Below are 22,625 nucleotides of genomic sequence, written 5' to 3'. Positions count from 1 at the left end.
CCTTAATAATTCAAAGATTATCGTTAGTGTTGTTGATTTGGTTATTGTTTACTTAAGTACAACTTAACGGTATATAAGGATAGGGAGGCGAAAAGTATTCCACACCTACTAAATAGCTTTTATCGTCCTCATTTTTCTGATAAAAGGGAAATTCTCCACCCTCATCTTTAGCCTGAGACCATTTCGCAATATTTTCAATAGGTAAATTAATCTCAGAGGGTATAGGAGGATAGGGAATAATAGCTTCATAAGCAATAGAAGACTTTCCTGGTTCTACTTTTAACTCTTTTATATCACCTTTAAATTTATCCCAAGTTACCTCTAATCCATACTTGATAACTATTTCACCTGTACTCAAAATAGGTTGAGAAATTTGATGATAGTATGTTTGTCCACCTTTCTTGATCTCATAATATGCCTGGCCTGCCATCAAGAGACTTAAAGTAATTCCCTGCCAACCTTTACTACTAGGCAAAATCAAAAACCTTGCTTTTTCACCAGATTGTTCGCCATTTAAGGGATAATATACGTCAAGGTTCTTTGGTACAAGATGGTCAGGAGAAGATTGTTGATCGAAAAAGAAAATTTCTCTGGCTATCAGACCATCTAAAATATCAGAGTCAATCTCATCCCATTTACCATTAACAAAGTCATACCAAAGTTCACTTGCTTTCGCTTCTAAGTAGCAATGCCAGGTTTTGGCAATTAGTTGGGATATTTTGCGGGTATGGAGTAGAGTTCGGATTGGATCGTAAAAATTATTGGTTTCAATGGAGGGATTTTTGGAAGACTTATCTGGAAATAAAGCATTCAGAAAACCCTTGGGAAAAACGACTCCGGGAGAAGGTAGATAAGAGGCTATGTTTTTATTATTGATATCCTCTCGTTCTGGAATATAATCTTTGAGATTTTGTTGTGTTTTTTCATCAAGCAAATATTTTTTAAATTCACCTCTTTTTTGAGCTAATATTGTGGTTTCTATGTATTGTCCTTCAGTTCTCTTTTTACGAGGAGCGACTAAGAGAATCTGATAATAAGTATCATCGTCATACCACTCCCCTGGTTGTAGTGTATCTCTAGTTATCAAGTTTTTTGCCATAATAATATGCCCTCTTATTGAGTGTTAACAAAGTTGGGAAGTTGTCAAGCCAAACTATAAAAATTGCGAGGGTTATCCCAAACAATCTTTTGTACTATTTTTTGAGATAACTGTGCCTCAAGCTCTAGAACTGTGTTCACAATGTTCGGCTGATGATCCATGTGGGGATAATCAGAGCCGAAGATTAAGTTATCTGCACCAATGTATTCGATAATTTGAGGTAAGTAAGGTTCAGTAGGTGCGATCGCAATAAAGCACTGACGCTGAAAATACTCTGAGGGCTTCATTTTGACATTATCTTTTACCTCCCAATATAAGTTTTCATATTCTTCATCTAGTCGCCATAGCCAGTAAGGTAACCAACCACAACCAGACTCTAGAAAACCCACTTTCAAGCGCGGATGACGCTCTAAAACACCCCCTTCAATGAGGGCTAAAAGTGCCATCATCTGTTCCATCGGATGAGAGCAGGCGTGGAGAGCAAAACGAGTATTAAACCGCTCTGCTCCTGTGGTTGGTAACCGACTATGAGTTCCTTCATGAATTCCCACTGCCATGCCCATTTCTTCGCATTCTGTCCAAAATGGCTTATAAGCAGGGTGACTCAATATTCTTCCTTTAACTGGGTTAGGGCGTAGTAACACAGCCTTCCAACCAAACTCAGCTATGCGATTTAATTCTGTCACCATCTCTTCAGGTGCATGAAAATTAATCGCTCCTACACCTTTTAATTTATCTGGAGCATAGCTGCAAAATTCTTCATATAACCAAGTGTTGTAAGCACGAGTAAAAGCTCCCACTACTTCCGGTGCCATATCGTCAATTGCCCAAAGCCATAACCCATAGGTTGGATAAATGAATGCGATATCAATCCCCATCTTTACCATTGCTTGGACATGAGATTCAGCATCGTAACCCTTGAAATAAGCATTGGGGTGAGCCTCCATCATTTGCTGATTTCCTTGGTAACGAACTTGTTGTGAAATTTTTTCAACAATCTCTTCTCCTTGAATTTTCATATCTGCGGAAGGAGCAAAGTGCTTAAATTTTGGTTCTAAATATTTAGCCCACAAAGTTGGAGGCTCAATAACATGGGAATCAGCATCAATAATTTGATATCCATTAAGCATAGAAAAACCTATTAACTCAAGGAATTTTAGATTTTCAGTTTTGGATTAAATAATTTAAGATTATCAACTTAGCATAATATTAAATGTTTAGTTGCAAATATAAAATTTTATGTTGAATATAATCGAAATTTTTTGAAGCAATAATCAATGGTTAAGAAAGTATAAATGCTCCGCCACAAAGCAGGATTTAAATTTAATATATAAAATTTGGAATTTTTGAAAAAAATAGCAGATTTCAGCTTGATGAGGTACAAACCAATGTTTTTAAACGCAAAGGGTCGCAGAGTCAAGCGCAGAGTTACACAGAGGTTTTCTTAGTTACGCATTAATAAAATGGTGTACTAACTAAGTACCTCAGTAGATTAGGAAATGCTATATATTCACATCCACATCGGAAAAGGATTCAGTTGATTTTCTGTTAACGGCTCTTTCAACCATCCCATTTTCACAGGAACGTCATACAATCTTCCCGAACCTAAACGCTTCCACATATGGCGCATTCCTGGAATTATCACTTTAGCTACTCTCAGTCCAACGTCAGGACGAGTCTGATCTAAAATGAGCATTTCTAAACCATTTTTTTCAACGATTTGTTGACACAATTTAATATCTTCTAGCAAATCATCACTTGCGAGTTGGGGATAATCTGTGTAGATTTTGGTAGTGGTTTTGTTATGCGGAATGAGGTAAGATTGATTGGCTAAAGTTGCGGTTTTCCACCAATCTATTGCTAGGCGATCGCTATATATAGGATATTGAGTATTACCATCTTCTTTTGTAGATAAAAGATTAGGCAGAATTTGATTAACTTCAGTCAAAGCTCGACTTAGAGCTATTTTGGCATCAAAATGAGTTCCATAGCCTAATATAATATCTTCTACTGCTCGATTAATTCTCCGAGTAATGGCAGCAAAAGTAGGAATATTAAAATCGCTGGTTATATCCAACACCCACAGTTCTCGCTCAATGCTTTGGTAATATTGTTTAAGCGTGAGAAAATAAGGTTCATTGAAACTGTCTAAATCCACCTGGGGTTTTTGCAGGCGGTTATACCACCACAAAGCTACACAATCCCGTTCTACTAATTCCATAAACCCTTGCAGAATAGCTTCTTCAAGAGTATTACCAGCCGCACATCCATTGGAATCTGCCCAACAATCAGGTTCCTCAGATAAAGGATACCCATAATAACAATAAGCCGTTGGTAAATATTTAAATTCTTCGTGACTTAATGACCAAACTGGCGTCCAATCAATTTCTTTTTCAACATCAAAAGGTTTTGGAACTTTTTGGAACCAGCCTTCACATTCAATATTCCATTGTTCTCGATTTTCGTATTGTTGTTGGCTGAAGTTCATACAAACATTGGGATGAATCGCTTTTTGCAGTTGTTGAAAACTGGCTTTTTTTCTGATTTCATATCCCTGAAAAACTCCAGAATATCGCTCAATGGCTTCACAAAAACCGCTTGCTTGGGCTTGGATATCAGTTCTACCTTTTCCAGAACTTCTACCTCCAAGATTTTGGCGTAGGCTAGTTATATCGTCAAAAACACTCAGAAAGTGATGCTTGGCAACATAGGTATGGGTTAATGAATGTCCTGGTATTTTGTTCAATTCGCGAACAATACCGGTAATCGGACTAATCAGATGTTGATATTTTCTTAGGGTTTCTCCAGGCGAATAAGCACGGTGTCCTCCATCTGCAATAAATGTTTTTTTGCGGCGTTCTAAAATAATGGGTAAGGGTTTGCTTATCAACTCATTAGTTATTTCTCCACAGGTAGGACATTGAGGACGTTTAACGAATACATGATCTTGGGTTTTTAAAGTGAGAGTATCATAGGTAACTATAGCTTCTGCTAAACGTTTATTTTCTCGTTGAATAATCCATTTGAATACTTCTGTGGCTGCTATTCCTAAGGCGGTTTGTACTGTAGATGCAAAAAACCCTAAGGGAAAAGATAAGGAAGTAGAAATATTTTTATGTCTTTGAATAAATGCTTGAACTGGTCTATTATCTCGTAAGCGACGTGCTAGACATTCCCAACAAGCGGTTTTGTTACCATTAAATATTGGCCCTATCCACAGCATTGTTCCCAAAGGATTGACTAATATCCAAGGGAATTGGGATTGTAAAGCTTGTTGATTAAACTCATCTAAATTTGGGTGGAGATAGTCGTCAGTTAAGACTATTGTGAAATCTCCTTCGTCGGCTATTTGGATTTCTAGGGATTTCAGAATGGCAATAAAATCTTCGGCGTGAAGGGAACCAAAGGTTTTTACTGCTACTTTAGTCGATCGCAATTTTTGATGCGCTTTGCTAGGGCTGATATTTAAATGGTTGCAAAATATCGCAAATTGCGATCGCCTTTCATCCTCTTGTTCTACAATATAGCCCTGTCTTTCCATTTGAAATAGAGCAGACTGGGCTTTAATACTAATATCAAGAACATTTTGGAAAAAAGAATTATGGTCGGGAAATGATTTTTCATCTGGCAGTAATTCTAATTGAATCAGTTCGATAATTTCGTCAACATCCCGATTGCCATCTATTAAAGATGCTAGTAAATAATAAATGCGATCGCTCAATAAAACTGTATCTCTCTCGGATACCAAAAATACTCGATCTGGTGGGATTTTTTCAACAAGGTAACAATCCTTAAAAACAGGTTTATTGAGCATGGTTTTAGCTTTTAAGTTGAATTAATCTCATAAAATTAACGGTAAATTTCCTCCATAGCGGCAACAGGAAAAATTATTTTAACTAATATTAAGTAAATACTACCTGTCTTTTATCATCAACACAGAGGGTTTGAAAGTATTGCCGATATAGTTGAGAACTAGGTATTGCTTTATTGTTATCTAGCTTAATCAACCCCATACTATTTAATTTGTAAGCAATAATTGGTTCTAATGGTACAGGTTCACTAGAATTGAGGGTATTATAAAGAGCGATCGCTAATTCCGGTTGTTCTTGCAATACTGTCAAATGTCGCTGCAAATAATGAGCATAAATTCCACTGGATGTAGGAGCAGTTTCTAGCAATTGTGCTAGAGATATTTTTTGAGAACTTAAATAATATAATGCAATCTGTATTAAGGCTGGATGTCCCCCAACTATTGCCATTAATTGCTTTGCTTCCTCACCATCAGACCACTTCAAACCATAACGTTGAGCTAATTCCTGCACCTGGTCTAAATTAAAGTTTGGTAACTGAATTGGCAACCCAATATTAAAAGGAGACTGCTGAAGTTGTAAAGGAACATAAATTTCTGTTGAATGCACCACAACTAAGCGTAGCTTTTGCCAAATTTTACATCTTTTGGCTTCTTCAAACCACGAACGCAACAGGGGAAAAAAATCTTTTGCTACTTCTGGATACTCAAAAATATAGTTGACTTCATCTAATACTAAAACCAGGGAAGTATTAATTTGATTGAGTACATAATTTCGTAAATAAAAAGTAGAACTCAGTTTACTACCAAAATCTTTATTCCAATATTCATCTAGTTTTTGCTCCATCTGAAGCTGTTGAGTAATATTGGCACATAGCCACCGCAAAAATAGATTAGCATCACTGAGAATTGTCCGATCAACTTGCTCAAGGCTCAAGCTAACTGTACGGTAGCCCATGCGTTCTGCATAATCTAAAATCCTCAATGTTAATGAAGTTTTACCCATTTCCCTTGGAGCTTTAATCCGTATTAATGCTCCTAGTTTTGTAATCTCTGCATACACTGATTTCTGAATATTAGGATGTTCAATATAAAACGGAGAGTTCAGAGGAACTGAACCACTTGGATAACAAGGAAGTGCATCTTCTTGTATACTCAGATCCAATTCTGGAGAATTTATTTTAATTGACTTTGTTACAGGTGTAGTTTGTTCTGTGATGTAAGATTGCAGCAGGACTCGACAATTTTTTTTGTTAACCCGCCTGCCGAAAATCAAAGACAGTTTGCGATACAATCGCGGAGCAACAACATTGGTAATATAGCCGCAGCTATATCTTTCTTGTTGAGCTATTTCTTCATAGGTTTTGTTTTCACATACACCCTGTAAAACTAGAATTTCTGTGGAATGGAGAGGGTCTTCTTGGATTTCCACTAGCTTGCGATTAAGAATATCAAAGATAAAATCTATTGCCATAAAAGTTTAAACAACATCACTTTACTTTCTAGAAAAGCAAAACTGGGAAACTCGAACCTCTATACCAATTCTCTATAAGCTTGCACTTTTGTGATTACCTCTATGTTCCTTAGTGTTCTTCTCTACGAGACGCTACGCGTTGGCGGAAGCCTCTCGTAGAGAAGGCCTTAGCCGTAGCCTGCGGCAAGCCGCTTTCCATCTACATTTTTCAAAATCAAGTGCATCTTCATGGAGAATTGGTATAATTTAGACGCCTATCAGCAGGTTTACCATACTTACCTTTTGTACTGGTTTTAAATATGTAAAACTCAAAATCTCCTCTGGAAATTAGAGGTAATAGTAATTGAAAAATAAAAAGTTCAGTGTTGCTCTCACTTTTGTTAGTTTAGAGGAGTTGACAAATTTAAGTTTTAGGCTTTTGGATTTTTCCCAGATATTTTTACTAAGCTGAGATCCTCCTAATTTTGAGATTATTGATTTTTAAATAATACCGTTTTTTACTAATTATTATGTTTATTGTATTTAAATTAACATATTTTCATTTAAATATAAACTAATTTAATAAATTTATTTAAAAAACTTCTGACATCTAATTAACAAAAATTTTAACTATTCTGGAATAATGAAGTTTGTGCTTAACAAAAATTATAAAATTTCAAATCCCCATACTTTCCAAGACTTGTTGGTTAAGGAGAAAAAGGGAAGGGGAAAGGGGAAAGAAAAAACCTTTACCCTTTACCCTTTTCGCCAAACAAAATTCCGAGTTCAAAATGCAAAACCCTAGCAGTATTGCCATACTTTCAATATTGTGAAAAATTTTTATTTTTTTAGAGAATAAAAATTCTTGATAGGACATGGTTAATATCAAGTTAAATAACAGACTGACAATTATGACTGGCGTTCAGATACTCTGATGCACACAGTTTTGAAATACCACTTATTAAGTGAACTTGATATCAGAATAGTCAGCTAGGTGTTCTCATCACAGATGAAAGAAGCTATTTTATTTTATTGATTTAAAAGTAGCTGAGAAAAGGCGATCGCTCAAAATTATATATTTATCAAACAATCACTTACGACGTATGTGATGTTGATCGTTGACAAGATGCAACCCAATATTGGATATCAACTACGCACCAGACGCACCGATAGCGTACCATCCGTAGTAATTAAACAAACACCTTCTTTCGTCACACCTCATTCGCCATTGGGAGGTTTTCTTCAGAGGTTAAGCAAAAGTATATGAAAACTGTATGAGATTTATAGGTTCCATTTTTGGAAACGAACAACTACATTGAAATATAGTTAATCCTTGGTTGGGAAAGTAACTTTTACTGTACTCAACACTTATTCTCAGACACTGACATAATTTCGGTGAGTGTGGTCAATATTGAAGAGAATTTTCGTTGAGATTACATAATATTAGGTTCAATTAACCTATGAAAAATAGTTCTAAAGGCCTCCAACAGTTAAATGAGGCCAACTTTAATATGCCAAATGGGTTGATGAGTTGTAACCTCAATGCCGAAAATATCTTACAAGAAGCCACTGCCATTAGGCAAGCGCCTCAATGTGATATCTATGACAGGCTTCGCCCAACCCAGGCATCGCAACCCAAAATATTGTTGATGAAATTAATTATAAAGTAACCCCTATATGTCTAAAAACCTTGCCACACTCTTGGTACAGTTCTCTCAACCCTCTGCGGTGGAGATGAATGCTTACTTACTTTTAGATGAAAAACCAATTAGACAAGATCAAAAACTCAAAACATTAAGTAAGTACATGCAGCAGTATCCCCAAGGATGGAAAAAACGGCTGGAATTAGCTAAGTTGTTTTATGAAATGGGACGATGGGAACAGGCTATTGAGGAATATCGCCAAGTGATTGAGCGGCAACCCCAATTGCTTGAGGCGCGGCTACAACTGGCAAAAATCTTGCACCTCATGGGACAACAGACAGAGGCAATAGAGGTTTATGAAAATGCATTGCCCTTGTCGCGTAATGAAGCAAGTCGGCAGCATATACGTGGATTGATTGAAGCTTGCAAAGGTGATAACCAACAGGCAATTAAAGCTCTCGAATCTGCCGCTTCCTTAGAACCTGACAAAGTAGTTCACTGGCTGGCTTTGGGACAGGTATATATGGGAATAGAAAATACTGTTGCAGCTTTGCAAGCCTTTGATACAGTCTTATCACTCAACCCAGATGATATTGTTGCTTTGATTCTCAGCTATGACGCCCTGATAGCGATGGGGAACTTTCAGGCAGCTGGGCAAAAATTGAGCAGAGTTACAGAGTTAGCCCCTGATGATTTGCAGGTACTTCAACGACAGTTAGATGAGCGTTGTCGGATGAGATTGGTATTAGGCGAACAAGGCAAGCAGACAAAAAAAGCGATCGGCTCTGCTTTGCAACAAGCGCCAAATACGGCTGAATTCCACAAATCCCTGGCATATTACCACATTTTCCGAGGGGATTGGGCCCAAGGGGTAGCAGTTTTAGCACAATTTACTGAGAAACACCCCAATAATCCTAGTGGTTGGTATTATTACGGGCGGTGTTTGTCTGACACAGGCGAAAACAAACGAGCGGCCGAGGCGATCTTAAAAGCTTATCACCTATATCCTAATGATTGTGAAATTTATCAAGCATTGTGCGATATTTTGCCTGCTGCGGGAAGATTAGATGAACTGTATCCCTTGGCAGAAGAAATGCTTCGGCGTTTTCCCGAACGCTGGAGTGCTTGGGCTACGGCAGGGCGAACGCTAGTACAAAGCTTTAAAGAAATTGAGTGGGGGTGTAGTGTCTCTGCTAGAGTAACGCAACTTCAACCCCAGTTAGCTGATGCTTGGTTTTGTCATGGGCGAGTTTTGGCATTAGCCGGAAAACACCGAGAAGCGGTAGAAGCATTAGTGCAAGGATGGCAGTTCCTACCAGAAAAAGGAAGTTATCTACAATCTCTACCTGGGCTAGTTTGGCTTGGGGAGAGTTATCGAGTGCAAGGAAATAATGCCGCTAGTCGGCGGTATTGGCAAGAAGCTTGTCTGCAAGCTAAAAAATTGATGGAATTTGACCCAGCTACTGCTCATTACTGGCAAGGCAGAGCCTTAGAGGATTTGGGAGATGAGTTAGGGGCTATCGAGGCTTATCGAAACGCCTTGAGTCAGCAATTGCTTTACCCCGCTCATGGGGATGTCAAGGAGGCTCTGAAATACTTACAAGGTATGCTGCGAAACGGTTTTCGTGCTTAAAGCTGGTTTGATGGGTTGACTCCAATTTAACAAAAAAGCTTCTAACTCGAAAAATTCAGAAATTGACTTTGGTAATCGTCTTATACCAATTCAAAATTCAAAACTTGTACTGAGCTTGTCGAAGTATTCAAAATTCAAAATTAAGAAAGCCAGATATTAGAAGGCTTTGGATCTGTGTATCTGTCGCGTTCTTTTCTCAAGTTGGTATTACATACAGAATCAACAAATAGCGCCAAAGGATTTGAAGAATTGAAGTAATTCAATTGACTTCACAAACAGTGAAAGTTTGACTCCAAAAAAGATATGACCGCTGAAAAGACGGTGACAAAAAAATGGCGATCGCTTCTTTTTAATTGTAAGAAAAGCGATCGCTTATTTTTAGTTAACTTGGAGAAAAAAACGCGCGATCGCTCCTGTTTTGATTATTTCACAACACAAAGGCGATGATTAATTGCCAATAAGCGTCAATTTCCGCAATTCGGTAAGATAGGCATATAGCAATCCCAAATACCATCGTTATGGTAAAAACACCTCCACAAAATCAGACAATTCCCTTGTTGGAAAATGGCGACAAACTCACCCGTTGTGAATTTGAGCGGCGTTACAACGCCATGCCTCACTTGAAAAAAGCGGAATTGATTGAGGGAATTGTCTATATCATGCCTGCTGCTTTGCGTTTTAGAAGTCACGGTCAACCGCACGCTTGGATTCTCACATGGCTAGGTACTTATGAAGCCGCTACACCTGGTGTATCTTTGGGAATTGAACCCACAGTGCGCCTAGACTTAGATAACGAACCTCAACCAGATGCGGTTCTCCTCATCAACCCCGAAGCAGGTGGTCAAGCAAGGCTGAGTGAAGATGATTATATTGAAGACGCACCAGAGTTAATTGTTGAAATTGCCGCTAGTAGTGTAGCCATCGACCTCCATGCCAAAAAACAAGCTTATCGCCGCAATGGAGTCAAAGAATACATCGTTTGGCAAGTACTAGATGAAAAATTGAGTTGGTTCCATTTAGAACAAGGTGAATATCTAGAGTTAGCTACTGATAGCAGTGGAATCCTGCGAAGTCGGGTTTTTCCAGGGTTGTGGTTAGTGGTTGCCGAGTTGTTAGCAGGGAATATGCAGCCTGTGTTAACTATTTTACAAGCTGGCTTGCAATCACCCGAACACGCAGCATTTGTAGAGAAATTAGCAGATTTGGGCTGAAGCGATCGCCTTTGCTCCATGATTTGGCATATACGCTACCAAAGCCTTTAAACTTGAGGTAGCTGACTGTACAGCACCATAGACCATATTTAAAGTAACTTTAGCTTAAACTTTTTCAACATAAGCACACAACACTAGTTATAATTTCCTATAAGTTGAAAAAACTCTTAAGATTTAGCGTGATTATTACGCTTCTCTCACACCGACTAGCTGACAACCACATTAGGAGGACTATCTATGGCGCTTGTACCATTGCGGCTGCTGTTGGATCACGCGGCTGAGAACGGCTACGGCATCCCAGCTTTCAACGTTAACAATTTGGAACAGATTCAGGCGATCCTGAAGGCTGCTGTAGATACAGATAGCCCCGTGATTTTGCAAGCTTCTCGTGGCGCTCGTGCTTATGCTGGAGAAAACTTTCTACGCCACCTAATTTTGGCAGCAGTAGAAACCTATCCTCAGATTCCCATTGTCATGCACCAAGATCATGGGAACGCCCCTGCTACTTGCTACTCAGCAATTAAGAACAACTTCACCAGCGTGATGATGGATGGTTCTTTGGAAGCTGATGCAAAGACCCCTGCTAGCTTCGAGTACAACGTTAGTGTTACTCGTGAAGTTGTAAATGTAGCTCATGCTCTGGGTGTCAGCGTCGAAGGCGAACTAGGTTGCTTGGGTTCTCTAGAAACTGGTGCTGGTGAAGCTGAAGATGGCCACGGTTTTGAAGGTACACTCGACCACTCTCAACTGCTAACCGACCCCGACCAAGCAGTTGATTTCGTTGAGCAAACCCAAGTAGATGCTTTGGCAGTTGCCATCGGCACTAGCCACGGTGCTTACAAGTTTACCCGCAAGCCGACTGGTGAAATTTTGGCAATCAGCCGCATTGAAGAAATTCACCGCCGTCTGCCTAACACTCACTTAGTAATGCACGGTTCTTCTTCCGTACCCGAAGATTTAATCGCTTTGATTAACGAGTACGGTGGTGCTATTCCTGAAACCTACGGTGTACCTGTGGAAGAAATCCAAAAAGGTATCAAGAGTGGTGTTCGCAAAGTGAACATCGACACCGACAACCGTTTGGCAATCACCGCTGCTGTGCGCGAAGCTTTGGCAAAAGCTCCTAAGGAATTTGACCCCCGTCATTTCCTCAAGCCTTCTATTAAATACATGCAGAAAGTTTGTGCCGATCGCTACGAGCAATTTGGTACAGCTGGTAACGCTAGCAAGATTAAGCAAATTACTTTGGAAGATTTTGCAGCTAAGTATGCTAAGGGTGAACTCAACGTTGTTACCAAATCAGCTGCTAAAGTTTAATAAATAAAAGGGATTGGGGATTATGGACTAGGGACTGGGTAAAATAACCGTTTACTAGAATCTTCCTAATTTCTAATTCCTTTCATTTACCAATAGGGGCAAAAGTACTCCTATACTCAAAGAAAAGTGAGAATTTTAATATTGAGATAAGTAAACTGGGTGACCTTGATGCCACCCAGTTTTTTGTTTTATTCATCACAATTGGGCATTGCGGATGGGGCATGGGGCATTGGGAGTGTGGGATGATGAGGAAGAAATCTTTCCTCCCACACTCCCCACACTCCCCCATCTCCCCACCCCCTATCTCCCTCATCCCCAGTCCCTACTCCCTAAAATACCCGATGCTGTAAAGAGGGCATTTGACGGCGGACTTGTTCGAGTCTGGTGGGTTTGATTTCAGCGATCGCAATTCCCGGTTTTTCTCCAGCATCCGCTAAAATCACTCCCCAAGGGTCGATAATCACAGCGTGTCCGTGGGTTAGGCGGCGACCGTAGTTGTTGCCTGTTTGGGCAGGCGCAATGACGTAAGCGGTATTTTCTATGGCTCTTGCTTGTAATAATACTTGCCAGTGGTCTTTGCCTGTAAAGGCGGTAAAGGCGGCGGGAACGAATAAGATATCGGCTCCCTTATCTGCTAAATGGCGATACAGTTCTGGAAAGCGGACATCATAACAAATAGAAAGCCCTAAATTACCGAGTTTTTCTGAAAAATGCACTGGTGGTAGTTGGGTACCAGCTACAACAGTATTGGATTCACGATAGGTATTGCCGTCAGGGACATCAACATCAAATAAGTGTACTTTGTAGTAGCGGGAAAGTTCTTGACCGTTTGGATCGATGAGTAGAGTGGTGTTATAAACTTTGCCTGTATTATCTACCGGAAGTGGAAAGCTACCGCCCAAAATAGTAATTTGAAAGCGCTGAGCCATTTTTTTGAGGAATTTTTCACTTTCAATAGCGATGGTATCCCCTTGGGCGAGTCTGTCTTTTTCTTCTCCCATAAAAGAAAAGTTTTCTGGCAAACCTACCAATTCAGCACCTTGACGCACGGCAAGATCTATTAATTCTTCTGCCTGTGCCAAATTTTTTTGGAGATCGGGCACACTGGTTAATTGAATAGCGGCGGCTAAATAAGACTTCATAGATTCAACAACGAATAGTTGATTTATGGGAAATAGATTATCAAAATATATCGCTACTTCAGCATCTGTGAAACTTAATTAGAAATCCATGACTTGTTGCTTTTCTTGAACAAACTTATTATTCCCACTGTTTATTTTAATCTTCCTCTAGGTTCTAGCAAACTGAGCAACATTGCGATTAAGTTGTGAGCAAACCCTTCCTAAAGCTAGCAGCTCGTGGATATCTCTATTTTGGTTCAGACATTTATCGCTGTGTTTGTCTTGGCAGATGCTGTGGGCAATATACCGATTGTTTTAGTTTTGACTAAGAGTATGATGCCAGAAGAAAGAAACAAGGTCATAGATAAAGCAATTATCGTCGCGATCGCAGTTCTTTTACTGTTTGCCTTTGCGGGGCAAATCATTTTGAATTATCTAGAAATCAGTATTGGATCTTTGCGAGTAGCAGGAGGATTATTGTTACTGTTAATTGCTTTGCAAATGCTCCGCGGAGAATTAGATAGGCCGATTATTGAGGAAGGACGCGATGTCGCAATTACTCCACTAGCTTTACCCCTACTAGCTGGGCCGGGAACTTTGACCACGGTAATGTTGTTGATGTCGAAATCACAGAGTCCCCATCTTGGTGTCGTCGTAGGTATCTTAGCCTCGATGTTTGTTACTTGGTTGATTTTGCGTTTGGCAAATCTGATTGACAAATGGATTGGTGCAGAAGGTGGAGTGATTGTGACTCAGCTTTTGGGTTTTCTATTAGCAGCCCTAGCAGTGGAAATTGGTAGTGCAGGGATTAAGGAGTTGTTTTTCAGCTAGAACAATTCCTACAAATCTTAAAACATTCTTCAATTATGTACAAATATAAACAAGTTTGAAAGACAAGGAATTTAAGCCTTTCAAACTTGTTTGCAAAAATTAACCTAAAGTGACAACAGTATGTATAACTCAAGAGGATTTTGTTGCCAATTGAGTTTCAAAGATACTTTTCCAGAGTGGAAGCTAATGTAGTTTTAGGCACGGCGCCAACCACCATATCGACTTTTTGTCCACCCTTAAAAATCATTAATGTGGGAATACTGCGGATGCCGTACTGACTGGCAACATTAGGATTTTCATCCGTGTTGACTTTGACGACTTTGATTTGACCTTTGTACTGTTCGGAAATTTCATCGACAACAGGAGCTACCATACGGCATGGTCCGCACCAGGGTGCCCAAAAGTCAACTAAAACGGGTACTTCGCTGTCGAGTACTTCTTGCTTAAAAGTAGAATCCGTAACTTGTGCGGCTGCTGACATGCCTAAAACCTTCGCCAAATATATCTGAGCTTCGTGAAAATTCTACCATAGCAAAAACATCTGCTTCGGAGTAGAGGATGTACATTTGCAAAGAAGCTTTAGAATTTATTCATAAACATAAGGAACCGCCCGAACAGTAGTCCGGGCGGAGTGTGGTGTGAGGAGTGAACGGAAACATGCGTCTCCGCTATTTCTATTGTAGGCGACATATAGAATTTTTCCAGGAATTGTTTAGGGGCCTGGAAAATTTTTTTAATAATTTGATGTTGCAAATAGGGCATTGGGCATTGGGCATTGGGCATTGGGCATTGAAAGTTAGGAGTTAGGAGTTAAAAGTTAGGAATTTTCTCTTCAGCTCCCCTGCCCCTCTGCCTCTCTGCCCCTCTACCCCCATGCCCCATGCCCCCTGCCCCATTCCCTAATTTTATTTCCCCATTCCTAATTGCTGAGCTTTTTGGTAAACTTTGCCCTCGGTTAATAGGGAAGGAGCAATTACAACTTCTACCTGTTGCATTTCTTTAATATTTTTCGCTCCTAAGGTGCCCATACTGGTCTTTAAGGCACCTAAAAGATTGTGAGTACCATCATCTAGTCCTGCTGGCCCAACGAGTATTTGCTCTAGGCTGCCAGTGGTGGCAACGCGAATGCGGGTGCCACGAGGTAAGACTGGGCTGGGAGTTGCCATACCCCAATGATAACCACGTCCTGGGGCTTCGGCGGCTCTAGCAAAGGGGGAACCAATCATCACACCATCAGCGCCACAGGCGATACATTTGCAAATGTCGCCGCCGGTGATTAAACCACCATCAGCGATGACGGGAATATAATTACCAGTTTCCTTGAAATAATCATCTCGTGCCGCAGCACAATCAGCGATCGCAGTTGCTTGTGGCACACCCACACCCAACACCCCACGAGATGTACAAGCAGCACCAGGGCCAATTCCCACTAGTACCCCAGCTGCCCCAGCTTTTAACAAATTCAAAGTGACTTCGTAAGTTACACAATTCCCTAACACCACGGGAATAGGCATTGAACGACAAAATTCTGCTAAATCAAGTGGTACTAAAGACTCTGGTGACAAATGTGCTGTGGAAACCACCGTAGCCTGCACAAAAAATAAATCTGCTCCGGCTTTTGCCACTGCTTCACCATATTTGCTGGCTCCTGCTGGAGTCGCACTCACCGCCGCAATGCCGCCTTGTTCTTTAATTTCCTGAATACGTTTTTCTATTAATTCCGGTTTTATTGGTTCGGCATAGAGTTCTTGCATCAGGGCAACAAATTCATCTTTCCCCACGGAGGCAATCCGATCTAATATTGGGTCTGGGTCAGCATAGCGAGTTTGAATCCCCTCTAAGTTGAGGACACCTAATGCTCCTAACTGCGACAAACGTACAGCCATACGAACATCTACTACGCCATCCATTGCACTGGCAATTATCGGGATTTCTCGCTCAATATTGCCAATACGCCATCTAGTATCTGCCAAACTGGGGTCTAGTGTTCTGTTACCCGGGACTAGAGCAATTTCATCTATTCCGTAAGCTCTGCGAGCTGTTTTTCCCCGCCCAAGTTGAATTTCCACGCTTTAAATTTTCTCAAATCTGTTTAAGCTAGGGTATCAAATTGTGGGTGGAATTGGGGCGTTTTTTTTCTCGAACTATATAGCTAACCTTTAACCGTTGTCATTAGTCTTTAGACGCGATTAAACCAAGTCTTTCCAAGAGTTAAGAATTATTCTCCTTGTCCTCTTGTCTCTTCCCATGCCCAATGCCCAATACCCAATAACTGGATTTAGCACTAATTCCAAAATCTAAAATTGCTGTTATTTACTGTTTAGTTTTAGCTGCATCGACACCAGTGTAACCAGTTGCTAACCAAAGTATGGCTCTAGCACCATCTCTAATAGATTTTTCAATAGATTCAGGAGGATTTTCTGAAGGAACTGGCACTGGTTTTAAATAAATACCCCGGCTACCTAAAATAATTTCGCCGATGACGCAAGCCCGACGCATATGAAAGTCTGAAGTAATCAAATAAACACTCTTGATCCCACGAGCTTGCAAATCATCTACCAAAGTTGTAAAATTAGTAACTGTATCAACTGCTTCATAGTCCAAGTGTAAGCGTTTAGGATCGACACCAGCTTTAGTAAATACCCGTTGTGTATACTTTGCTGGACTACCCCCTGTAATCCAAATTGGTATATTTGGATGCTTACGGACAAATTCTGCCGTAAACTTCTCTCGCTCTAAACGTCTCGTTGAACCACCCAACACTACAACGGCTTGCGGCTGTACAAATTGGTTTTGTACTTCTTTGTATCCCCACCACATCACTATCGGTAGGGCAAAAGCCATAAATTTCAAAGATTTACCTGTAAAGAGTAGCTTATTCAAGGCTCGATAACTTAATTTACTTAGTCGAAAATTTTTTGTAGCTAAAAAACAAAAATAGTAGAGTAGTAAACTCCCCAAATAACCCGCCCAAAGTTGAATTTGGGCAAATTTTTTGTTGCAGAGCGCTTAATCGCGCTTTGCTTCGAGATATTCCTCTAATTGATGGATTATCCTAACCTGTATCTGCCGATCCATCAAAGGGTTTCAACCACTTTATATAGCAGGTAACAGCAATAGGCAACAGGCAATAGGCAACAGGCAAAGAAAGTCTTCGGGTGTAGGGGTTTTACAAGCAGTTTATGTCCTAAACTATGCTTCGATTCTTAAAGGAGTGGGAGCATCCCAATTTTATTAAAGTACGCAAAATAACGTCACCCAGTACAGACTGATGCTAATTAAAATTAGCAATGGCGAAGTCCATTAGCTGCACTTGGATGGCGTATTTGAAGAACTATTTAATGTGGCAATGCTGCCTGGGGTGCGAAAATCCCAAGGGCAATGGAGTTGAGTTAAGACTAAAAACGAAAGCTGGGGTAGGTTTGGTTGAAGAAGGATGAAACCCAACATTAACGAGATGTTGTTGGGTAATGCTTAGGCAATGACCAATTTAGACATTTACTGGCTGTTTATTAGTCTCTGATGTGTAATAAGTGTTGCGATCGCTAATTTCTAACTGCGTGACTGATTCTTGACCTGTAATTAATCTGGCTCCACGATTACGGGTGAAATAATTCCACGCCCACTGAATCATCACTACTAATTTATTGTCAAATTCAATTAAGAAATAAATGTGAATTAATAGCCAAAATGCCCACGCAAAGAACCCTTTGAGCTTGAGAAAACCTAAATCCACCACAGCCGAATTTTGCCCAATCATTGCTAAACTACCGCGATCGACATAAGCAAAGGCTGGCAAGGTTTGACCTACAAGCCGTTTTTGAATTAGTTCTGCGACGTATTCTCCTTCTTGCTTAGCCACAGGTGCAACACCAGGTAGTGGTTTACCATTTTGGTGAGAAAAATTCGCCAAGTCGCCAATTACAAAAATATTTGGATATCCTTTAATACTCAAATCAGGTTCGACGATAACACGTCCCGCGCGATCGCATTCGGCAGCTGTGCGTTCTGTTAGCACTTTTCCCATTGCCGAAGCTTTCACGCCCGCTGCCCATAATACGGTTTTTGAGGCAATCTCTTTGACTTCATCCCCTTGTTTGAGGGTGACAATATCATTTTCAATATTAGTTACTAATGTTTTTGTTTGGACAACCACTCCCAAGCGCGTTAGAGATGCTTCGGCTTCTTGTGATAATTCTGGTGCAAATGGTGGCAGAATTCGATCCAGTCCTTCTAAGAGCAAAATTTGAGCTTCTGAAGTGTCGATGTTGCGGAAATCTTCTTTGAGAGTTTGATTTGCCAATTCTGCGATCGCTCCCGCTAATTCTACACCAGTAGGGCCACCACCAACAATCACAAAAGTTAACCAGGCACGGCGTTTTTCTGGGTCGGTTTCTTTTTCCGCTGCTTCAAATGCCATAAAAATCCGGCGACGCATTTCTATAGCATCTTCTACAGTTTTCAAGCCAGGGGCGAATTCTTCCCAGTTGTCTTTGCCAAAATAAGAATGCTTCGCACCCGTGGCAACAATCAATGTATCGTAAGGTATTGCTTCGTCGCCCACAATTACTTTTTGTGCTTGTGGATCGATATTATTCACCTCTCCCAACAGCACTTTTGTATTCTTGCTTTTACTGAGTACAGAACGCAAAGGCGAGGAAATATCAGCGGGAGATAAAGCGCCTGTAGCGACTTGGTACAGGAGGGGTTGAAATAGATGAAAGTTACGTTTATCGATTAAAGTAACATTTACCGCTGTTTTAGCGAGTGTTTTTGCTGCATAAAGTCCACCAAAACCACCGCCAACAATGACAACTTGATGGATTCGGTTATTGTCAAGTGAGTTTACCATAAGAAATATTTCTCTAGATGACGACTGCTGTAACTATTCTTAACAAATTTGTCTCAAACTTGTCATTATAAATTTGTATTGTTTTTTACATTTACTAAATGATTAGTCAATCAAAGCTCCCGATGTATTGATATAACTGGGGACTGGGAAAGAAATATTTTGTTAATAAAGTAACTTTAATCTCCTAAAAATACTGAAAATATTTCTCGTGTAGATTTATCGGTGCTTGATAAGGCATTTATGCAAGTTTAAAAATGAAGGCACTGGGGACTAGGAACTAGAGGAAAGTTGAATACCCAATACCCAGTCCCCAATCCCCAATCCCTAATCCCCAATATTTAGCTACTCAATTTGAGGTACAATCAGAAGCCTGCCAATTTAATGATGCTTGCTGACAGGAGATGCTTCTATGGCCCGGATGTATTATGACGAAGATGCCAATTTAGACCTTTTGAGCGGAAAAACTATTGCTATTATCGGCTATGGTTCCCAAGGTCATGCCCACGCTCTCAACTTAAAAGATAGTGGTTTGAATGTAATTGTGGGACTATATCCGGGCAGTAAGTCAGTGGCGAAAGCCGAAGCAGCTGGTTTAACTGTGAAAAATGTTGCCGATGCGGCTAATGCTGCTGACTTCATTATGATTTTGTTACCTGATGAAGTCCAAAAAACGATTTACAAAAACGAGATTGAACCCAATTTAGAAGAAGGGAATGTATTAGCCTTTGCCCACGGTTTCAATATTCATTTTGGGCAAGTTGTACCACCAGCGAATGTAGATGTGGTGATGGTGGCACCAAAAGGGCCGGGGCATTTGGTACGGCGGACTTATGAGAATGGGGAAGGCGTACCAGCGCTGTTTGCAGTTTATCAAGATGCTAGTGGTCAGGCACGCGATCGCGCAATGGCATACGCTAAAGGTATCGGTGGTAGCCGTGCCGGTATTCTGGAAACGACTTTCCGTGAAGAAACTGAAACTGATTTATTTGGCGAACAAGCAGTATTGTGCGGTGGTTTGAGTGCTTTAATTAAGGCCGGATTTGAAACTTTGGTAGAAGCTGGTTATCAACCAGAATTGGCTTATTTTGAATGTCTCCATGAAGTCAAGTTGATTGTTGACTTGGTTGTGGAAGGCGGTTTAGCGAAAATGCGCGATAGCATTTCTAACACAGCTGAATATGGCGATTATACCCGTGGGCCGCGGATTGTCACCGAACAAACCAAAGCTGAAATGCAGAAGATTCTCAGCGAAATTCAATCTGGGCAATTTGCGCGAGAATTTGTGTTAGAAAACCAATCTGGTAAACCAGGATTTACTGCCTTGCGTCGCAAAGAAGCCGAACACAAAATTGAGGAAGTTGGTAAAGATTTACGTGCCATGTTTAGTTGGTTGAAAAAAGCTTAAAAAGAAGAATTCAGAATTAATCTTTTGTAGAGACGCGATTTATCGCGTCTTTTGATTTATCCCTCAACCATATCAGGAGATAAGTGTGTTTTTGGGCCAATATTTCCTAGAAATTGTCCTCCGCACTGGAGAACATTTAGTATTAGTTGTAATTGCAATGGTGGTGGCCGTTTCCATTGGCATTCCTTTAGGCATATTCATCACTCGCCAACCGAAACTCGCCCAACCTATTATCGGTTTAACTAACGCTATTCAAACCACTCCCAGTTTAGCTATCTTTGGTTTTCTGATTTCAGTACCATTTTTTGGAGGAATTGGCAAAGTTCCTGCTATTGTCGCCTTGATTCTTTATGCTTTGCTCCCAATAATTCGCAATACTTATATCGGTATTAATAGCGTGGAACCAGCAATTCGAGAGGCGGGGCAGGGGATGGGAATGACAGATAGGCAATTGCTGTTTCAAGTAGAAATTCCTCTAGCTTTAGGCGTTATTTTGGCAGGAGTTAGGGTAGCAACAGTTATTTGTGTGGGAATTGCTACCATTGCGGCAGCTATTGGCGGCGGAGGTTTGGGAGTGTTTCTTTTTCGAGGGATTTCTACTCTTAATAATCAGCTGATTTTAGCTGGGGCAATACCCGCCGCTTTGATTGCCTTAGGTGCGGATTTTAGCTTGGGATGGTTAGAAAAAAACCTGACACAGCAAAGTGAAAAAACTATAAAAATTAATCGCAAAACAGGCGTTTATTTTGCAATATTAACGTTAATTATTGGGGTATTAATTGGCTTTACCTATTGGCTAACGCCACCAACAATTATTATTGGTTCCAAAAATTTTACTGAACAATTTATTTTAGGAGAATTACTAGCTCAACAAATTGAATCCCATACTAAATTAAGGGTTGATAGACGGTTAAATTTAGGGGGGACTTTTATTTGTCATGAAGCGGTGAAAGCAGGTAAAATCGCTGGCTATATAGAATACACAGGAACGAGTTTCACATCTGTTTTGAAACAAAAACCTATCAGCGATCCTCAAGTAGTTTATCAAAAAGTTAAACAAGACTACAGCCAAAAATTTAAATTAGAAGTCATGCAGCCTTTGGGATTTAACAACACCTTCGCTATGATTATCCGCAGTGAAGATGCTAAACGATGGCAGATTAAAACCCTTTCCGAAGCTGCTAAATATACACCTCAAATGCAAGCAGGATTTGGTTATGAATTTCTGGGAAGACAAGATGGTTATCCAGGGTTAGCTAAAACTTATGGCTTAAAATTTGCTAAACCTCCCCAACAAATGGAGTTAGGATTGATATATCAAGCTATCAAAGAAAAGAAAGTAGATTTGATAGCAGGTAATTCTACAGATGGCTTGATTGCTGTTTTAAATTTAGTCATCTTAGAAGATGATAAAAAATACTTTCCACCTTATGAAGCTGTCCCTATTTTCAATCAAGCAATTCTGGAAAAATATCCAGAGTTACGAGAAGCTATCAATCAATTAGCTGGGCTAATTTCTACTGAAGCAATGCAAAAAATGAATTACCAGGTTGATAATCAATCTCGCCCTGTTGAAGAAGTTGTACATGAGTGGTTGAAGTCTAAGAAACTGCTCAGCTAAATGGTGTCAATTGGTTTAGCTTTCATCAAAACATGAAGAACAATAGCACTTGAAGCATAGTTTAGGACATAAACTAATCATAAAACCCCTATGCCAAGGAAGTTTCTTTGCCTGTTGCCTATTCTCTGCTATAAAATTACCACCACATTGTTCCCGGACTACCTTTAAATGGCCCGACAATATCAGCAGTAATCCATCCTCCGTAAAAATCGCCAGGTTGAGGTGTTACTAACTCATCATTGACATAACAAGCATCCATTAAATTGGGCATAAAAGCATAGTATTTTTCCAGGGAAACAAAATCAGGGGTGGGGTTAAAATATGCCCAAGCTGCATATTTTAGATATTTCTCACCAACTTTGACATCATAATATTGATATCGCCCTTTCCATTCACACAAGCCATTTTTCGACGTTTCAATCAGGTGTTCTACTTTAACGTCCTCAGGTGGAAAATAATAAACTGGAGGATGGCTTGTTTCTAAAACTCTTTTACCTTTATTAGTTTCTGCCAAAACAATACCATTAAAAATTACCCGTAGTTGTTTATTAGTATCTTCTAAACGAGCCGGACGCGGATAATCCCAAACTGATTCTTGGCCGGGTTGTGGTGGTATTGGATTTGGTTTCAT

General features: G+C 40.1%; 18 protein-coding genes. 8 read left to right on the top strand and 10 right to left on the bottom strand.

Annotated features, from left to right (window positions below; translation table 11 throughout):
- Positions 1-52: 52 nt before the first annotated feature.
- From H6H03_RS21045 to H6H03_RS21030, 4 genes are all read right to left on the bottom strand, one after another.
- On the bottom strand, positions 53-1,099 hold the full coding sequence (locus H6H03_RS21045) for a hypothetical protein (RefSeq protein ID WP_190957031.1): 1,047 nt from the start codon (positions 1,097-1,099) through the stop codon (positions 53-55).
- A 44-nt stretch (positions 1,100-1,143) separates the two neighbouring features.
- Positions 1,144-2,229 carry an amidohydrolase family protein gene (locus H6H03_RS21040; RefSeq protein WP_190957030.1) on the bottom strand — a complete coding sequence of 362 codons (1,086 nt, stop codon included), beginning with the start codon at positions 2,227-2,229 and terminating at the stop codon, positions 1,144-1,146.
- Positions 2,230-2,609: 380 nt separating this feature from the next.
- Positions 2,610-4,913, bottom strand: a complete 2,304-nt coding sequence (locus H6H03_RS21035; RefSeq protein WP_190957029.1) for a TOMM precursor leader peptide-binding protein — start codon at positions 4,911-4,913, stop codon at positions 2,610-2,612.
- 88 nt (positions 4,914-5,001) lie between these two features.
- Positions 5,002-6,381, bottom strand: coding sequence for an AAA-like domain-containing protein (locus H6H03_RS21030; RefSeq protein ID WP_190957028.1), 1,380 nt, complete (start codon positions 6,379-6,381; stop codon positions 5,002-5,004).
- Positions 6,382-7,468: 1,087 nt separating this feature from the next.
- Between H6H03_RS21030 and H6H03_RS21025 the strand changes: the two genes are divergently transcribed.
- From H6H03_RS21025 to fba, 5 genes are all read left to right on the top strand, one after another.
- Entirely contained in the window at positions 7,469-7,627 is a 159-nt protein-coding gene (locus tag H6H03_RS21025; protein ID WP_190957027.1) for a hypothetical protein, read from the top strand.
- 410 nt (positions 7,628-8,037) lie between these two features.
- Complete coding sequence (locus tag H6H03_RS21020; protein ID WP_242057946.1) at positions 8,038-9,636, top strand: tetratricopeptide repeat protein; 1,599 nt, start codon at positions 8,038-8,040, stop codon at positions 9,634-9,636.
- A gap of 303 nt (positions 9,637-9,939) precedes the next feature.
- The gene (locus H6H03_RS21015; protein ID WP_190957026.1) at positions 9,940-10,083 is read left to right on the top strand and encodes a hypothetical protein; all 144 of its coding nucleotides are present in this window, start codon (positions 9,940-9,942) and stop codon (positions 10,081-10,083) included.
- 71 nt (positions 10,084-10,154) lie between these two features.
- Positions 10,155-10,847, top strand: coding sequence for a Uma2 family endonuclease (locus H6H03_RS21010; protein WP_190957025.1), 693 nt, complete (start codon positions 10,155-10,157; stop codon positions 10,845-10,847).
- 237 nt (positions 10,848-11,084) lie between these two features.
- The gene (gene fba, locus H6H03_RS21005; RefSeq protein WP_190957024.1) at positions 11,085-12,164 is read left to right on the top strand and encodes a class II fructose-bisphosphate aldolase; all 1,080 of its coding nucleotides are present in this window, start codon (positions 11,085-11,087) and stop codon (positions 12,162-12,164) included.
- 329 nt (positions 12,165-12,493) lie between these two features.
- Here fba and H6H03_RS21000 read toward each other — a convergent pair whose 3' ends face one another.
- Complete coding sequence (locus H6H03_RS21000) at positions 12,494-13,306, bottom strand: carbon-nitrogen hydrolase family protein (protein ID WP_190957023.1); 813 nt, start codon at positions 13,304-13,306, stop codon at positions 12,494-12,496.
- A gap of 216 nt (positions 13,307-13,522) precedes the next feature.
- Here H6H03_RS21000 and H6H03_RS20995 point away from each other — a divergent pair, with 216 nt between their 5' ends.
- The gene (locus tag H6H03_RS20995; RefSeq protein WP_190957022.1) at positions 13,523-14,116 is read left to right on the top strand and encodes a MarC family protein; all 594 of its coding nucleotides are present in this window, start codon (positions 13,523-13,525) and stop codon (positions 14,114-14,116) included.
- A gap of 157 nt (positions 14,117-14,273) precedes the next feature.
- On the opposite strand, the gene trxA is transcribed toward H6H03_RS20995, so the two are convergent.
- The 4 genes from trxA to H6H03_RS20975 form a co-directional block, all read right to left on the bottom strand.
- The gene (gene trxA / locus H6H03_RS20990; RefSeq protein WP_190957021.1) at positions 14,274-14,597 is read right to left on the bottom strand and encodes a thioredoxin; all 324 of its coding nucleotides are present in this window, start codon (positions 14,595-14,597) and stop codon (positions 14,274-14,276) included.
- Between the two features lie 424 nt (positions 14,598-15,021).
- Positions 15,022-16,185, bottom strand: a complete 1,164-nt coding sequence (locus H6H03_RS20985) for a GuaB3 family IMP dehydrogenase-related protein (protein WP_190957020.1) — start codon at positions 16,183-16,185, stop codon at positions 15,022-15,024.
- Between the two features lie 244 nt (positions 16,186-16,429).
- Entirely contained in the window at positions 16,430-16,960 is a 531-nt protein-coding gene (locus H6H03_RS20980) for a YdcF family protein (protein ID WP_190957114.1), read from the bottom strand.
- Positions 16,961-17,606: 646 nt separating this feature from the next.
- A complete protein-coding gene (locus H6H03_RS20975) occupies positions 17,607-18,968 on the bottom strand; it encodes an NAD(P)/FAD-dependent oxidoreductase (protein WP_190957019.1) in 1,362 nt (453 codons plus the stop codon).
- Positions 18,969-19,377: 409 nt separating this feature from the next.
- On the opposite strand from H6H03_RS20975, the gene ilvC reads away from it, so the two are divergent.
- Both ilvC and H6H03_RS20965 read left to right on the top strand, forming a co-directional pair.
- A complete protein-coding gene (ilvC, locus tag H6H03_RS20970; protein WP_190957018.1) occupies positions 19,378-20,373 on the top strand; it encodes a ketol-acid reductoisomerase in 996 nt (331 codons plus the stop codon).
- An 85-nt stretch (positions 20,374-20,458) separates the two neighbouring features.
- Positions 20,459-21,994 carry a glycine betaine ABC transporter substrate-binding protein gene (locus tag H6H03_RS20965; protein ID WP_190957017.1) on the top strand — a complete coding sequence of 512 codons (1,536 nt, stop codon included), beginning with the start codon at positions 20,459-20,461 and terminating at the stop codon, positions 21,992-21,994.
- Between the two features lie 136 nt (positions 21,995-22,130).
- Here H6H03_RS20965 and H6H03_RS20960 read toward each other — a convergent pair whose 3' ends face one another.
- A complete protein-coding gene (locus tag H6H03_RS20960) occupies positions 22,131-22,625 on the bottom strand; it encodes a DUF427 domain-containing protein (RefSeq protein ID WP_190957016.1) in 495 nt (164 codons plus the stop codon).

It is taken from the genome of Nostoc paludosum FACHB-159, from assembly GCF_014698835.1.
Taxonomy (GTDB): domain Bacteria; phylum Cyanobacteriota; class Cyanobacteriia; order Cyanobacteriales; family Nostocaceae; genus Nostoc; species Nostoc paludosum.
This window is presented reverse-complemented; position numbering and strand designations above follow the sequence as displayed.

Excerpts from the sequence above, each read along its gene's own strand:
- H6H03_RS21045 (WP_190957031.1), bottom strand. The coding sequence starts at position 1,099 with ATGGCAAAAAACTTGATAACTAGAGATACACTACAACCAGGGGAGTGG.
- H6H03_RS21040 (WP_190957030.1), bottom strand. The coding sequence starts at position 2,229 with ATGCTTAATGGATATCAAATTATTGATGCTGATTCCCATGTTATTGAG.
- H6H03_RS21035 (WP_190957029.1), bottom strand. The coding sequence starts at position 4,913 with ATGCTCAATAAACCTGTTTTTAAGGATTGTTACCTTGTTGAAAAAATC.
- H6H03_RS21030 (WP_190957028.1), bottom strand. The coding sequence starts at position 6,381 with ATGGCAATAGATTTTATCTTTGATATTCTTAATCGCAAGCTAGTGGAA.
- H6H03_RS21025 (WP_190957027.1), top strand. The coding sequence starts at position 7,469 with ATGTTGATCGTTGACAAGATGCAACCCAATATTGGATATCAACTACGC.
- H6H03_RS21020 (WP_242057946.1), top strand. The coding sequence starts at position 8,038 with ATGTCTAAAAACCTTGCCACACTCTTGGTACAGTTCTCTCAACCCTCT.
- H6H03_RS21015 (WP_190957026.1), top strand. The coding sequence starts at position 9,940 with ATGACCGCTGAAAAGACGGTGACAAAAAAATGGCGATCGCTTCTTTTT.
- H6H03_RS21010 (WP_190957025.1), top strand. The coding sequence starts at position 10,155 with ATGGTAAAAACACCTCCACAAAATCAGACAATTCCCTTGTTGGAAAAT.
- fba (WP_190957024.1), top strand. The coding sequence starts at position 11,085 with ATGGCGCTTGTACCATTGCGGCTGCTGTTGGATCACGCGGCTGAGAAC.
- H6H03_RS21000 (WP_190957023.1), bottom strand. The coding sequence starts at position 13,306 with ATGAAGTCTTATTTAGCCGCCGCTATTCAATTAACCAGTGTGCCCGAT.
- trxA (WP_190957021.1), bottom strand. The coding sequence starts at position 14,597 with ATGTCAGCAGCCGCACAAGTTACGGATTCTACTTTTAAGCAAGAAGTA.
- H6H03_RS20980 (WP_190957114.1), bottom strand. The coding sequence starts at position 16,960 with ATGGCTTTTGCCCTACCGATAGTGATGTGGTGGGGATACAAAGAAGTA.
- H6H03_RS20975 (WP_190957019.1), bottom strand. The coding sequence starts at position 18,968 with ATGGTAAACTCACTTGACAATAACCGAATCCATCAAGTTGTCATTGTT.
- ilvC (WP_190957018.1), top strand. The coding sequence starts at position 19,378 with ATGGCCCGGATGTATTATGACGAAGATGCCAATTTAGACCTTTTGAGC.
- H6H03_RS20960 (WP_190957016.1), bottom strand. The coding sequence starts at position 22,625 with ATGAAACCAAATCCAATACCACCACAACCCGGCCAAGAATCAGTTTGG.